This window comes from Pseudomonas sp. 1 R 17, from assembly GCF_900067035.1.
GTDB lineage: Bacteria > Pseudomonadota > Gammaproteobacteria > Pseudomonadales > Pseudomonadaceae > Aquipseudomonas > Aquipseudomonas marginalis.
The window spans coordinates 14,688-29,495 of record NZ_FKLB01000022.1 but is presented as its reverse complement, the minus strand read 5'-3'; the positions used below and the strand labels follow the sequence as shown (position 1 = coordinate 29,495).

General features: G+C 62.0%; 8 protein-coding genes and 1 pseudogene. 5 read left to right on the top strand and 4 right to left on the bottom strand.

All coding sequences use genetic code 11. From position 1 onward, the window contains the following. Position 1 precedes the first annotated feature (1 nt). The 3 genes and pseudogenes from BFP99_RS33550 to BFP99_RS06860 form a co-directional block, all read left to right on the top strand. Positions 2–757: pseudogene (locus BFP99_RS33550) on the top strand (dipeptidase); the annotation flags it as partial. Positions 758–965: 208 nt separating this feature from the next. Then, complete coding sequence (locus BFP99_RS33545; protein ID WP_256098089.1) at positions 966–1,193, top strand: membrane dipeptidase; 228 nt, start codon at positions 966–968, stop codon at positions 1,191–1,193. 158 nt (positions 1,194–1,351) lie between these two features. Beyond that, on the top strand, positions 1,352–4,675 hold the full coding sequence (locus tag BFP99_RS06860; protein WP_065946928.1) for an SMEK domain-containing protein: 3,324 nt from the start codon (positions 1,352–1,354) through the stop codon (positions 4,673–4,675). A gap of 21 nt (positions 4,676–4,696) precedes the next feature. On the opposite strand, the gene BFP99_RS06855 is transcribed toward BFP99_RS06860, so the two are convergent. The 3 genes from BFP99_RS06855 to BFP99_RS06845 are packed head-to-tail and all read right to left on the bottom strand — an operon-like array spanning position 4,697 to position 10,364. After that, on the bottom strand, positions 4,697–6,082 hold the full coding sequence (locus BFP99_RS06855; protein WP_065946927.1) for an efflux transporter outer membrane subunit: 1,386 nt from the start codon (positions 6,080–6,082) through the stop codon (positions 4,697–4,699). Then, positions 6,079–9,192 carry an efflux RND transporter permease subunit gene (locus BFP99_RS06850; protein WP_065946926.1) on the bottom strand — a complete coding sequence of 1,038 codons (3,114 nt, stop codon included), beginning with the start codon at positions 9,190–9,192 and terminating at the stop codon, positions 6,079–6,081. Before BFP99_RS06850 ends, BFP99_RS06855 begins: the two co-directional genes overlap by 4 nt. Positions 9,193–9,194: 2 nt before the next feature. Further along, complete coding sequence (locus tag BFP99_RS06845) at positions 9,195–10,364, bottom strand: efflux RND transporter periplasmic adaptor subunit (protein ID WP_065927391.1); 1,170 nt, start codon at positions 10,362–10,364, stop codon at positions 9,195–9,197. A 114-nt stretch (positions 10,365–10,478) separates the two neighbouring features. Here BFP99_RS06845 and BFP99_RS06840 point away from each other — a divergent pair, with 114 nt between their 5' ends. After that, positions 10,479–11,897, top strand: a complete 1,419-nt coding sequence (locus BFP99_RS06840; RefSeq protein WP_065927390.1) for an ATP-binding protein — start codon at positions 10,479–10,481, stop codon at positions 11,895–11,897. Between the two features lie 3 nt (positions 11,898–11,900). Further along, positions 11,901–12,596 (top strand): response regulator, encoded by a 696-nt coding sequence (locus tag BFP99_RS06835; RefSeq protein WP_065946925.1) that lies wholly within the window; start codon positions 11,901–11,903, stop codon positions 12,594–12,596. Positions 12,597–12,643: 47 nt separating this feature from the next. Here BFP99_RS06835 and treS read toward each other — a convergent pair whose 3' ends face one another. Beyond that, positions 12,644–14,707, bottom strand: a complete 2,064-nt coding sequence (treS, locus tag BFP99_RS06830; protein WP_065946924.1) for a maltose alpha-D-glucosyltransferase — start codon at positions 14,705–14,707, stop codon at positions 12,644–12,646. Between the last annotated feature and the right edge of the window lie 101 nt (positions 14,708–14,808).

Here is a 14,808-nt window from a genome sequence, read left to right as displayed (position 1 = left end):
CATGAACAAGCGCCTGCTGCTGCTCGCCTTGCTGCCACTGTTGGCCCACGCCGACACCGCCGTCAGCCCCGCCACCCTGGCCCTGCACCAACGCCTGCTGGTACTGGACAGCCACCTGGACACGCCGCTGACCCTGACCCGCCCCGGCTGGAACATCCTCGAGCGCCACGACTACCGCCAGGACGGCAGCCAGGTCGACCTGCCGCGCATGCGCGAAGGCGGCCTGGATGGGGGTTTCTTCGCCGTCTACACCCCCCAGGGCCCACGCACCGAGGAAGGCCGCGCCTACGCCAGCGCCTATGGCCTGGCCACCCTCACCCGCATCCGCGATGTGATCGACCGCAACCCCGACAGCTTCGCCCTGGCCCTGACCGCCGCCGACGCCCGGCGTATTGCGGCCCAAGGCAAGCGCGTGGTGTTTATCAGCATGGAAAACGCCGATCCACTCAGCTCCGATCCCGAGTTGCTCAACACCTACTACCGCCAAGGCCTGCGCATGCTCGGCCTGGTGCATTTCATGAACAACGACCTGGCCGACTCGGCCACCGCGCTGCCGGAATGGAAAGGCCTGAGCCCCAAGGGCCGCGACCTGGTGCAACGGGCCAACCGCCTGGGCATCCTGCTCGACGTGTCCCACGCCAGCGACGCGGTGTTCGACCAGATGCTGGCGTTGTCCAGCGCCCCGCTCATCGCCTCCCACTCCAGCAGCCGCGCGGTCAACCCGCACCCGCGCAACCTCGACGACAACCGCGTGCGCCAACTGGCTGCCAAGGGCGGGGTGATCCAGGTCAACGCCTACAGCGACTACCTGATCCCCCTCACGCCCAACCCGGATCGCAACAAAGCCATGGCCGCGCTCGGCCAACCTCGCCGCCCTCAGCCCGGAACAGGTCAAGGCGCTCTATCAGGAACGCGACACCCTCAACCAACGCTTCGCCCAACCCAAAGCCAGCCTCGACGTGTTCATGAAGCACCTGTTGCACCTGCTGGAAGTGGCCGGCCCAGATCACGTCGGCATCGGTGCCGACTGGGACGGCGGCGGTGGCGTAAGCGGGCTGGACGATGTGAGCCAGTTGCCGGTGATTACCCAGCGGTTGCTGGATGCCGGGTATAGCGAGCACCAGGTGGCGAATATCTGGAGTGGGAATTTGTTGCGGGTGTTGCAGGCGGCGCAGGATCAGAAGCGACCATAGTTCAACGCGCGGGTATCCAACCTCTTGGAAAAAGCCGCCTAGGGCGGCTTTTTCCAGCCCCCTTCGTCCTACGACTTGAGAGCAACGTGTGATAACGGTAGATTCGCCTCGCTTACAGAGTCGAAACACACCCTATTTTTCAAGGATGAAGGCGTTCTATGGATCACCAGAAGTTGCTGCTTGAGGTCAGAGAGGAATTTGTCTGGCTGGTGAGAAGTGTCGAGTCCAGCGCCGCAATGAGCCTGTTCGACATCCATCGGATCGCAGAGAAAATAGTGCTTCCGCTGTTCCAGACCATCATGGGCTGGCCTGACCTGCGTAATCTGAATGAAGAGGAAGAGGGCTTCCCGGCCATTGATCTGGGGGACGACGTCGAACACATCGGTATCCAGGTCACCGGTACCACCGACCTTGAAAAGGTAAAGGGCACGCTGGAGACGTTCCTGAAACACGATCTGGACGACACCTACAAACGGGTCATCGTCTATGTTTTGACCGACAAGCAGCGCAGCTACAAACAGGCCTCCATTGATAAAGTGACGGGCAGCCGATTGACCTTCAACGGCAAGAAGGATGTGCTCGACTACAAGGACCTGCTCAAGAAAGTCGCCAAGCTTGAGCCCGCCAAAGTCCGGGCCGTGTTGGAACTGCTCAAAAGCTATCGGCTGTCCGAAGACCCCGCACAGCGGCCGACATGGCTGATCAGAACGGAAACTTCACTGGCAGAAAGTGCCCCGTTTACACCTCGCTGGCTGTTTTTTGCGGAACGCAAGATTCCGCTGCTGGGGCGTAGTGCTGACTTAGATGCGCTGGGTGTCTTTATGGCGGACCCAGCGCCATTCAGGTGGTGGACGCTATGTGGTCCCGCCGGTATTGGCAAGACGCGCCTGGCCCATGAGTTGGAGCTCAAATATCGGGACGTCTGGTATTGCGGATTTACCGACGCAAAGAATCTCCCGAAGGTTGAGCAACTGCAACAGTTGCAACGCCCCACCCTGTTGATTTTCGACTATGCGGCGCGAGACGCTAAGGCTCTCAAGTCACTATTGAACAATTGCTGCGCTCTGAGCGAAAGCAGGACGACGAAACTGCGTGTTTTGCTGCTGGAGCGCGAGGCCAACGGTAGTGCTGACTGGTGGAACGAGCTGGTCGGTGGTGAAAGTCTCAACGCGACTTTAATCAGAAACCATTGTTATCGAGCGCCGCTTGAATTAAATGCGCTGAACACACATACCACTGCGCTGTTACGCACATGGTTGCAGGCAGGCGCACCGGAGGTAATGGAATCCCTGCCGCCACCCTCCTCGCCATTCTGGTCACAAGTCAAGCAGGTCAGCGAGGGCCGACCCTTGCTGATTGCACTGATTGCAGGGGCTTTCAGCCGAGCGCCCCATGAAACTCAAGTCCCCGCCCTGCGGGAGCTGCTGCTACCGGTACTGGACCGCGAGGCGCGTCATTGGGAAACCAAGTGCGCCGATCAACAACAATTTCCAGGACTGGTCCAACTAATCGCACTGGCAACACTGACTCGCGGACTGGACATTCTTCAAGAGAATCATCAAATAGTGGTTCAGCTCGATGGGGAAGAAAAAAAGTACCTCCTTATCAAGGACGACTCATCCCAGAAGTTTCGCTTGCCGACCGTTGGAGAACTGAGGTCCGACGAGCAGCTATTCGAACAGTTGAACAGCCAACAACTACAGCTGTGGAAAGATTTGGCTACCCTGATTTCCAGCGACCAATTGGCGCCTACGATCAAACGGGCCTTGGAAGAATGCCCTCCCAGAGGCGTCCTGCAACCGGACCTTATCGGTGAATTCTTTATCGATGAACTGTGGCGCACTCAAATGCCTTTCGCCCAGGCCTCCAGGCGACCCAGCGGGTTGCCGGTGCTGACCGATCCTTCACTTGAAGCCATCCTGACATCGGCGTGGTCCATCAACCCTCACAACCTGCTTCAAACCCTTGATGCGTTGAAAAAAACCACCACTAATATCCCTGGTTATTTGCGTTTGTTATCGATGCTTACCTCGGTCGCCTGCAAGTCTCCAGCCCCAAACAAATCGGCACCGTACATGCTGGCGCGCTTGCTTTACAACGCAATGATCAAGCTCGGCACTGAAAAATCTGCGCCTCAACATACCCAGCAGGCATACGCGTTGCTAGCGACGTTGGCACAACGTTTTCCGACGGATCAGGAGGTGGGTTACAGACTGCACAAAGCGCATACACATTTGATCACTGACCCGTCATCCAAAGAGATCAATGATGAGCTAGCGCGGTCAGTCAACGTTGAGGCCGCGCAGTTCCTCAACGAATTCAAACAGTACCCAAATGACAGATTTGAGCTGTTCTGGGTCGACACCATCGACATCGTCACACGAGGGGCAATGGAGGAGCGTGATCCGGATAGGTTGGCTGAGGTGCTGGAGTCTACCCGGCTTGTTCAGGAGCATTTTGGTATGTCTCCCGACGTCAATGCCTTATTGGCAATGCTCTACTTAAAAATCGCGAATGACCTGTCAACGGCTGATGAAGACAACCGTGCGATCAAGTGTGAAATCATACCGCTCGCCGTGCGTTTTCTGCCTGCCCTCACCGCGCAGATCAAGAAAGGCATTGATCTTCCTGGGTTGAATCAGGCCGATCACGTGCGCATGACGCGGGCGATGGTGGATATCATGTTTGCCTTCACCAAACTCGCCATGCCACTGCCGGTATTGGAGCTAAAGCCGGTTTTAGAGCGTTCCCTGGCTAAAGTCATTGCCCCTGGCCCTGCCCTCACCATGAGCAGGGAAATGACTTTCTATGTTCAAGCGGCGTATCTGTCGCAAAAAAAAGTACCTGCCGCCATAGCGCTTGCATCCGTACTCAGGGCCGACGTCAACGCACCGTATTCAATTGAAGCTCTGCAATCGAGCCTGGTGGTGTGGGGCCAAGCATTGGAACTGTGTGTGGAAAACGGGGACCCGACTAGTTTTCTCGTCATCTGTGACAAGCTGTTTTCGATCTACCCGCTGCTCAGCGATGCTGGAAATATCATCGAGTACTTTACGCGTGCCCTGCTGTCACTGCGTGAAGGCATGCATGGGCTGTCTGTCGCAGAAGCATGCCTGGCCCGGTTTTCCGAACATTTAACGGCACGGACCACGGGAGCAAGCCGGTGCGCTTGCCTTTTTAAGGCTACCTATCTTGCAGCCGTTGGCATAGGGCTCAAGGACTCACAACAGCTCCTGGACAACCTTGAACAACTGTTCCTACTCATCAGACACCGCCTTGAATTCCCGGAACTGAATGAATGTTTGAATACCGCCTTGGTCCGTTACTGGTTCTCCAAAGGCTGCCCAATTCAAATGGAGGTGTTTGATAACTGTGAGCTCATTGTGGGTGCCGACGACACCCTTCTGATACGCGTCACTGACACAGAACACGTTGTCGTGAATGAAACAACGCTCTCGCTAGTCGAACAGGCAGAGGAATAACTGGGCTCCCCGTTTTCACCGCTACTGCCACCCGCCCCCCATCACCTTATACAAACTCACCCGATTACTCTGCTCCGCCAGGCGCAGGGTGATCAGGTCCTGTTGGGCGCTGTACAGCGAGCGTTGGGAATCCAGGGCTTCGAGGTAGCTTTGCGAGCCGGCGCGGTAGAGCGCGTCGGACAGGTCGTAGCTCTTCTGGCTCGCCTCGGTCAGCGCTTGCTGGGCGGTGAGGCGCTGGTCCAGGGTGCTGCGCACGGCCAGGGCGTCGGCGACTTCCTTGAATGCGGTTTGCAGGGTTTGCTGGTAGGTCTGCACCTGGATCTCTTTCTCGACCTTGGCCGCATCCAGGGTCGCGCGGTTGCTGCCGGCATCGAAGATCGGCAGGCTGATGCTCGGGGCGAAGGTCCACGCGCCGCTGCCGGCCTTGAACAGGCTGGACAATGACGCACTGGCGGAGCCCGCGTTCGCGGTGAGGCTGATGCTGGGGAAAAACGCCGCGCGGGCCGCGCCAATGTCGATGTTCGCGGACTTGAGGCTGTGCTCCGCCGCCAGTACATCGGGGCGCCGCTGCAACAGGCTCGACGGCAGCTCGGCCGGCACCTGCACCAACGCCGCTGCCGATCGCAGGTGGGCGTCGGGCAGCAAGGCGTCGGGGATGTCGCTGCCGACCAGCAGGCGCAGGGCGTTGCGGTCCTGGAGGATCTGGCTCTGATACTCGGCCACATCGACCCGCGCCGATTCGACGGTGGTTTGCGCCTGGGCCACGGCCAACGCCGTGGAGCCACCCAGGGTGTGGCTGCGCTGGGTCAGTTCGTAGGTGGATTGCTGGCTGGCCAGGGTCTCTTCGGCCAGTTGCAGGTGCTCGTTGTCGGCGGCCAGGGTCAGCCAGGCGGTGGCCACTTCGGCCACCAGGCTGATTTGCGTGCTGCGCCGGGTTTCGGTCAGCGCCAGGTAGTCTTCCAGCGCTTCGTCCTGCAGGTTCTGCACGCGGCCGAACACGTCGACCTCATAGCTGCTCAGGCCCAATTGCGCGCTGTAGTCGTGGCTGGTCACGGCCGTGCCGCTGCTGGACAGCGAGCCCGGCGTGCGGCTGTGGGTACCGTTGACGCTGGCGTCGAGGGTCGGGAACGCCGCTGCGCGCTGGATGCGGTATTGCGCCTGGGCCTTCTCGATATTCAGGCTGGCCAGGCGCAGGTCGCGGTTATTGGCCAGGGCCAGGGTTTGCAGGTGTGCCAGGCGGCGGTCGGTAAAGAACTGCTGCCACTGGATGTCGGCCGGCACCTCACCCTGCACATCCGCTTGCCATTCGCCAGGCACCGGTGCCTCGGGTTGCTGGTAGTGTGGCGCCAGGTTGATGCAGCCACTCAAGACCACTGCGGCCACTAACGGGAAGAGAAAGCGGGTCATGCGTCACCTTTTTCGACAATGGGCGTCGTGCCGGCTCGGCCAAAGCGGCGGCGAATCAACACAAAAAACAGCGGTACAAAGAAGATCCCCAGCACCGTGGCGCTGAACATGCCGCCCAGCACACCGGTGCCGATGGCCCGGCGCCCGGCGGAACCTGCGCCACTGCTCACGGCCAGGGGCAGCACGCCGAACATGAAGGCCAGGGACGTCATCAGGATCGGCCGCAGACGCTGGCGCACGGCGATCAGCGTCGCCTCGCGCAGGCTGTTGCCTTGCTCCTGCAGGTGCTTGGCAAACTCGACGATCAGGATCGCGTTCTTCGCTGCCAGCCCTACGGTGGTCAGCAGGCCGACCTGGAAGTACACGTCATTGCTCAATCCCGTAAAGCGTGTGGCCCACACCGCGCCGACGATACCCAGGGGCACTACCAGGATCACCGAGAACGGCACCGACCAGCTCTCGTACAGCGCGGCCAGGCACAGGAACACAAACAGGATGGACACCGCATACAGCAACGGCGCCTGGGACCCGGAAAGACGCAACTGGTACGACTGGCCGGTCCACTCGTAGCCGATGCCATCGGGCAGTTGCCGGGCAATCGCCTCCACCGCGTCCATCGCCGTGCCGGAGCTCACACCGGGCGCCGGGTCGCCGACCACTTCCAGCGAGGATGTGCCGTTGTAGCGCTCCAGCAACGGCGAGCCATAGCTCCAGGCACTGCTGGCAAATGACGAAAACGGCACCATTTCATCGTTGCTGTTGCGCACGAACCAGTGGTCCAGATCGGCCGCTTGCATCCGCGTGCTGGCTTCACCCTGCACGTAGACCTTCTTCACGCGGCCCTGGTTGAGGAAGTCATTCACATAGGTGCCGCCCAGCGCCGTGGACAAGGTGCTGTTGATGTCGCTGGTGCTCAGGCTCAGGGCCCCGGCCTTGCGGTCATCGATGCTGATTTTGAGTTGCGGTGCATCGTCCAGGCCATTGCTGCGCACGCCCAGCAGGCGCGGGTCTTGCCTGGCCAGCGCGATGAACTGCTCGCGCGCCGCCACCAATGCGTCGTGGCCAAGACCGGCGAGGTCCTTGAGCTGCAAATCAAACCCCGAGCTCTGGCCGAGGCCACGCACGGCGGGCGGTTGCATCACGAATATATCGGCATCGCCAATGCTTGCCAGGGCCAAGGTGGCACGTTGGGCAATCGTGGCGGCATCGTCCGAGCGCTCACTCCAGTCCTTCAAGCGAATAAACGCCCGTGCGGTGTTCTGGCTGTTGCCGCCCATGCCCAGGCCACTGATGCTGATCATCGCCTCGACTTTCGGCTGCTTGAGCATGTACGCCTCGAACTGCTGCAACACCGCCTGGGTGCGGCTGTCGGTAGCGCCCACCGGCAGCTGGATTTGCGCCATGAGAATGCCCTGGTCCTCATCCGGCAAAAACGAAGTAGGCAAGCTGGCATAACCCGCCGCCATGGCTGCGGCGATCAGCACATACACCACCAGGCTGCGCCATGAGCGTTGCAGGACAGCGCCGACCAACGCTTCATAGGCGCTGGAACAGCGTTCGAAGGAACGGTTGAACCAACCGAAGAAGCCCCGTTGAACCGCGTGCCCCGGCTTGAGCAGCGTGGCGCACAGTGCCGGCGTGAGGGTCATCGCCACCACCACCGACAGCACCATGGCCGAGACGATGGTCACCGAAAACTGCCGATAGATGATCCCGGTGGAACCGCCAAAAAACGCCATGGGAATAAACACCGCGCTCAGCACCAGGGCGATGCCGACCAGTGCACTGGTGATTTCATTCATCGATTGACGCGTGGCCGCCAGGGCCGACAAGCCCTGCTCGGCCATCACCCGTTCGACGTTTTCCACCACCACAATCGCATCGTCGACCAGCAAGCCAATGGCCAAAACCATGGCAAACATGGTCAGGGTATTGATCGAGTAACCGAACAACGCCAACACGCCAAACGTGCCCAGCAACACCACCGGCACAGTGATCGCCGGGATCAGCGTGGCCCGCAGGTTTTGCAGGAACAGGAACATGATCAGCACCACCAGCACGATGGCCTCGCCCAGGGACTTGACCACTTCCTCGATGGACAGGCTCACAAAGGGCGTGGTGTCGTAGGCGATCACGTTCTTCAATTGCATTTCGGTGGGGTAAAACGGCGCCAGTTCCTTGAGCTTGGCCTTGACTGCCTCGCCCACCTCCAGCGCATTGGCGCCCGCCGCCAGTTGCACCCCCATGGCGGCAGCCGGCTTGCCGTTGAGGGCCGAGTTGATGTCATAGCTCTCGCTGCCCAACTCCACGGTCGCCACGTCGCCGAGCAGCACGACCGCGCCGTCGCTGCCGGACTTGACCACCACATTGCGGAACTCCTCGGCCGTCTGCAGTTTGCTGCGCGCGCTGATGGTGGCATTGAGTTGCTGGCCCTTAACCGCCGGCAATGCGCCGAGTTGGCCGGCTGAGACCTCGGTGTTCTGCGCCTCCAGCGCAGTGCTCACATCCGACGGCATCAGCGCGTATTTTTCCAGCAGCGCCGGGTCCAGCCAGATGCGCATGGCGTAGCCCGAACCGAGGGTCTGCACGTCGCCCACGCCGTCGATACGGCTGATGGAGTCGAGCAAGGTGCTGGAGATGTAGTCACCGATCTGGGTGCCGGTGACGCTGGGATTATCCGAGGCCAGGGCGGCAATCATCAGGAAGTCCGAGCCGCCCTTGGTCACGGTCAGGCCTTCGCTCTGCACCGACTGCGGCAAGCGCGACTCGGCCTGTTGCAGCTTGTTCTGCACCTGCATCTGCGCTACATCGGGGTCGGTGCCGGCGCCAAAGGTCAGGCTGATACTGGCGCTGCCCGCCGAACTGCTGGAGGCCGACATATAGGTCAGGTTGTCCAGGCCTTTCATCTGTTGCTCGATGACCTGGGTCACCGAGTCTTCGACGGTCTTGGCCGACGCGCCGGTGTAGGTGGCGGAAATACGCACGGTGGGCGGCGCGATGTCCGGGTACTGCTCCAGCGGCAACTGGCTGATGGATAACGCGCCGCCGAGCATGATCACGATGGCGATGACCCAGGCGAAAATCGGTCGATCGATAAAGAAACGCGCCATGTTCAACCCTCCTGCGCCAGGGCGCCGGCATCGGCGGCCTGGGTCTGGACCACGGCGCCGATGCGGACTTTCTGGCCACCTTCGACGATCACCTGGTCACCGGCCTGCAAACCCGCCGTCACCCACCACTGGTTGCCCACGGCGCGGTCAACGCTGAGCACGCGTTGCTCGACCTTGCCGTCAACCACCAGCAACACCGAGGTCACGCCGCTGGCGCTGCGACTTACGGCTTTTTGCGGGATCAGGATCGCCTGGTCATCCCGGGCCTGCTCCAACACGCCACGCACGTACATGCCGGGCAGCAGCACATGCTCCGGGTTGTCGAACACCGCACGCAAGGTCACGGTGCCGGTGCCCTGGTTGACGCTGACCCCGCTGAACTTGAGGCGGCCGTCGTGGTTGTAGGTGCTGCCGTCATCCAGTTTGAGGCTGATGCGGGCCTCGCCGTCGCCGTTGGCCTGCAACACGCCACGGGCCAGGTCGCGCTTGAGGGCGAGCAATTCAGTGGTGGACTGGGTCACATCCACATAGATCGGGTCGAGTTGCTGCACGGTAGTGAGTGCGGTGTCCTGGTTGGCCACCACCAGTGCGCCGGGGGTGACCGTGGACGTCTCGATACGCCCGGCCACCGGCGAGCTGATGCGGGTGTAGGCCAGGTTGATGCGGGCAGTGTCGAGGTCGGCCTGGGCCACCTGGACGTCAGCGGCGGCGGTCAGCAGGGTGGCCTGGGAATCTTCGTTGGTTTGCTGGCTGATGGCGTCGATCTTCACCAACCGGGCGTTACGCGCGGCGGTGGTCTGTGCCGACTTCAAGGTGGCGCGCGCCTTGGCCAGGCTCGCCTGGGCCTCAGCCAATGCCGCCTTGTAGGGTGCCGCATCCAGTTGGTACAGCGCCTGCCCGGCCTTGACCTCGGCGCCTTCGACAAACAGGCGCTGCTGCACGATACCGCCGACCTGCGGGCGAATCTCGGCGACCATAAACGCCTGGGTGCGCCCGGCCAGCTCAGTGGTCATGACCTGGCGCTTGGGCTGCACAGTGATCACCGAGACCACGGGGGTGGCGACTGCCGGCGCAGGGTCGCCGGCCGAGCAGCCGCCAAGCAGCACCAGAATGACGAACGACAGGAGAACCGCGGCGGTTACCAGGTATTTGGCGAAAAGTTTGGTCGACATAGTTGCCTCTGCAAGACGGGGTGGTGCAAGCCTTACCGTCATGCTGCTCGGCAAATGTGCAGGAAAATTGAAGATTGCCCGCCTGGGTTGAATCTTTCCTCCATGGAGCCCTAAATGGGCGGGTCCACTCTTTTACGGCCCTTGTTCATGAAGTTGAGTATCTCCACCAAACTGTTTGTCGCCGTATCGGCCGGTGTGCTGCTGGTCATCCTCAGCATGGGCCTGGCCACCGGCTGGAGTTTTGGCCGCGGGTTTCTTGGCTATATCAATGAACAGGCGCTGGAGCGCATGGCCACGGTGGTGCCGCGCCTGGCCAGTGCTTATGCGCGCGAAGGCAATTGGGCGTTCATGCGCAACCGCCCGGATCGCTGGTTCGACATCATGCGCCCAGACCCCGACGAAGAACGGGTCACCCATGACCTGCGTACACCGCTGGCCTCGGACTTGACGGGTGCGCTGTTTCGCATCGCCCTGCTCGACAAGGACCGCAAGCGCGTCACCGGCTACACCGCGATTGGTGAGGATGCGCTGGTGAGCCCCATTGTGGTCGCGGGCGAAACCGTGGGCTGGCTGGCCGTGACCCCGTTCCAGAGCGTGACCGAGGCCGGTGGCGAACGCTTCCAGCAATACCAGCTGCGCACCAGCCTGGTGATGGGCGTGTTCTCGTTGCTGCTGGCGATGCTGATTGCCTGGTGGATCGCCCGCACGCTGCTGGAGCCGGTCAAGCGCGTGGCCGCCGCCACCCACCGCCTGGCCAGCGGCGACTACAGCAGCCGCGTGGCCGTGGCCTCCCACGACGAAGTCGGCCAACTGGCCCGCGACTTCAACCAGTTGGCCTATACCCTGGAGCGCAACGAAAAAATGCGCCGGGAGTTCATGGCTGATGTCTCCCACGAACTGCGCACACCGCTGTCGGTGCTGCGGGGCGAGCTGGAGGCGATCGAGGACGGTGTGCGCAGCCTGGATCAAAGCTCAATGAAGTCGCTGCAAGGCGAAGTCAGCATGCTCAGCAAGCTGGTGGATGACCTGTATGAACTGTCGCTGGCGGACGTGGGCGCCCTGACCTACCGCAAGGCCCCATGCCTGCTGAACGACGTGCTCGAAAACAGCCTGGCGATCTACCGGGAGCGTTTCACCGCCCGCCAGTTGCAGCTCGACCTGAAGCTGCCGCGCGAGCCCGTGGAGCTGCTGGCGGATGCCAGTCGGCTGCAGCAATTGTTTTCCAACCTGCTGGAAAATTCGCTGCGCTACACCGACGTCAATGGCAGGTTGCGCATCAGTGTGGGGGGCGATCGCGACACGGTGCGTATCGACTTTCTCGACTCCGGGCCGGGCGTGTCCGCAAGCCAGTTGCCACGCTTGTTCGAGCGGTTCTACCGTGGCGAGTCATCGCGCAACCGCGAGCATGGCGGCGCCGGCCTGGGCCTGGCAATCTGCCGCAGCATCGCCAACGCCCACGATGGCAGCCTGGTTGCCGACCACTCGCCCTACGGCGGCCTGTGGCTGACCCTGCGCCTGCCCCGGAGCCTGTGAACCATGCACGATGAACCGCCGATCCTGATCGTCGAAGACGAACCCAAGCTCGCCGCCCTGATGCGCGACTACCTGGAGGCCGCCGGCTATACCACCCGGTGCCTGGACAATGGCCTGCACGTGGTGCCCGCCGTGCGCGCCCACGAGCCCAGGTTGATCCTGCTCGACCTGATGCTGCCCGGCCGTGACGGCATGCAGCTGTGCCAGGACCTGCGTGGTTTCAGCGCGGTGCCGATCATCATGATCACCGCCCGTGTCGAAGAAGTGGACCGCCTGCTCGGCCTGGAAGTGGGCGCCGACGACTACATCTGCAAACCCTTCAGCCCCCGTGAAGTGGTGGCCCGGGTCAAGGCCATCCTGCGCCGCAGCCCGCAGCTGCTCGGCACCGGCGCGCCGCGCCTGCTGATCGACGAAGCCCGCTACCAGGCCTCGCTGGACGGCATCGCGCTGGACCTCACGCCCCTGGAACTGCGCCTGCTCAACACCTTCGCCCGCGCCGCCGGCCGCGTGTTTTCCCGCGACCAGTTGCTGGATCACCTCTACTCCGACCACCGCGTGGTCACCGACCGCACGGTGGACAGCCATATCCGCAACCTGCGGCGCAAGCTGGAACAGGTATGCCCGGGGGAAACGCCGATTGAGTCGTTGTATGGGGTGGGGTATCGGTTTCAGTTGGCTGAAAAGCAGCCACAGGCCTGACAACACCCCTTCCCACATTGGGTTCTTCGGTGCTTGGAAGATTGAGGTTACATCGGCGTGCTGCCGATAACCCGCAGCGCCAACCCCTCGTACGCATCCAGGGTAATGGTGAACTCGCCCTCCGCCGTCAGGTCGCCCTCCACCCGTTCGTTGATGATGTCCACCACCATCCCCGCCGCGATATCCGGCAGGTTCAGGGTTTCGGTGATCGGCGTGGCGCCGAAGTTCAGCGCGGTGATTTGCGTGCCTCTGCCGGCCGGCAATTCGTGGACCATGATCAACAGGCCGGGGTTCTGCACGTCGGGCACCAGTATCTGGCGGCTGGCGGCGATGTCGTAGGCGCGGCGCACGGCGAGGATCTTTTGCAGTTGCGAGGCGAACGAGTCCGGGTCCTGCAACTGGCTGTTGAGGCTGCCGTAGAGGCTTTTCGAGCGCGGCATCTGGCCGGCCGACAATTCTGCGTCCGGGTTCAGGTCCACCAGGTCGTAGGCGCCGCGATGAATCCAGCGGGTATCGCCATCCTGCATCAAGTGCGCGACTTCCTCGGCGGCCAACGGCAGCGCGCCTACCAGGTCCCAGCCGGACAAGGCGAACACCCCGGGCTGCATGGCGTTGTACATCACCAGCAGTAAATGGATCTGGCGAATCTGTTGAATGTCGGCAGCACTGATCGCCTCCAGGTCGCGAATGCCCAGCGCGGCCGTGATGATGCTGGCGGTGGTGCAGGACACGCCATTGGTCACGAACTTGAGGTTATACGGCGCATGCTCGCCGGCCAGGCGTTCGTACATCTGCTCGCGGATGTGCTCGCGCAGGATATTGCCGGGGAATGTCTGCCCCTGGTAAAGGAAGGTGTCGTGGGCATGCAGGGTCCAGAAGTGCACCAGCTCCAGGGTCAGCTCATCGTGGTTCTGTAAGGCATGGATCAGCGAGCCGGGGTCGATGCCCTGGCGGTGCATTTCGCGCAGCATCAGGCGCAGGAATTCGGCATCGCCCATCAACAGCGCGTGCTGGTACGCCGGGCGGGTGATGAAGTCATAGGACAGGTCGGCGCCGCCATGGGACATCGACGCAATGTCATCCACCGTGAGGTTCAACTCCTGGAAGCTGAAACCACCGGCCTTGCGAATCGCCCCGCCCAGCAGTTGGTTGCCGGTGATCGACAGCGGATGGCTCTCGGACCAGGCCGTGCCATCGAGGGTGCGTTCCACGCCGAGGAAACCATTGGCGTCCAGGCGCAGGATCTTCGCGCCCATCACGTCGATGGCGTGCAAGGCGTCGCCGATGATCATCTGCTGCGCGGCGAAGGTCGGGTCGAGCCAGTTCAGCGACGGCTGGCCTTCCTTGAAGTAATGCAGGTACACCCAGCGACGCGGCTTGCCATCCACGCCGATGACCACCGGCGTGGTGCTCCAGTCGGTTTCCTTGACGCCGGGCTCGAAGAAGATCACCCGCTGTAACTGGCCGACGATATAGTGCTTGTCGCGCAGGGCGTCCACCTGGGCCGGGCTGAGGTTCTGCGCATCACGACCCTCGGTCACGTCGGGCAGCAGCGGCCAGTCTTCCTCGCGGATCTCCACCATATGGTAAAGGCCGGGGTAATCCTCGTAGGCCATCTCCGCCAGGCGAAAGTCCGCGCCCTTGCCGGTGTGGGACGGAATCACGTCGTCGATGATCACCGCATTGTGCGCCGCCGCCATGCGCGTCAACGCCTGCAACTGCGCCTCGGTGCCCAACTGCGGGTCGATCTCGAAGCTGATGCGGTCGAAATTGCCGTCGATGGTCGGCGTGTGCCGGGTGCCGGTCAGGCCACCGGATTTCTTCAGCGGGCCGTTATGGATGCCCTGGATGCCGATTTTCGACAGTGCATGCCACAGCGTCTCATCCCCCAACGCCTCCAGCACCGTACCGCCCTCGCGCGTCACAATCGACGCCGGGTAGGCGGTAAACCACACCGACGACAAGGCCGAGGCATCACGGGGCCGGGTCTGCGCATACGGCTGTTGCCACAACCGGCCCTGGCCCGAATAGAGCTTGGCGCGCTGGCGTGCCGCGTGCAGCATCGATTGTTCCACCAGCCAGTTCACATGGTTGTTTTCAGCCGCGGTCATAAGCTTGGTACCTGTCGTGGTTAAACATTACTCGTGAACATATGAGGGCTCGGTGGGCCATTCGTTGCATTGCAATGTGGCGTGCCTGAAGGGGGGCTCGG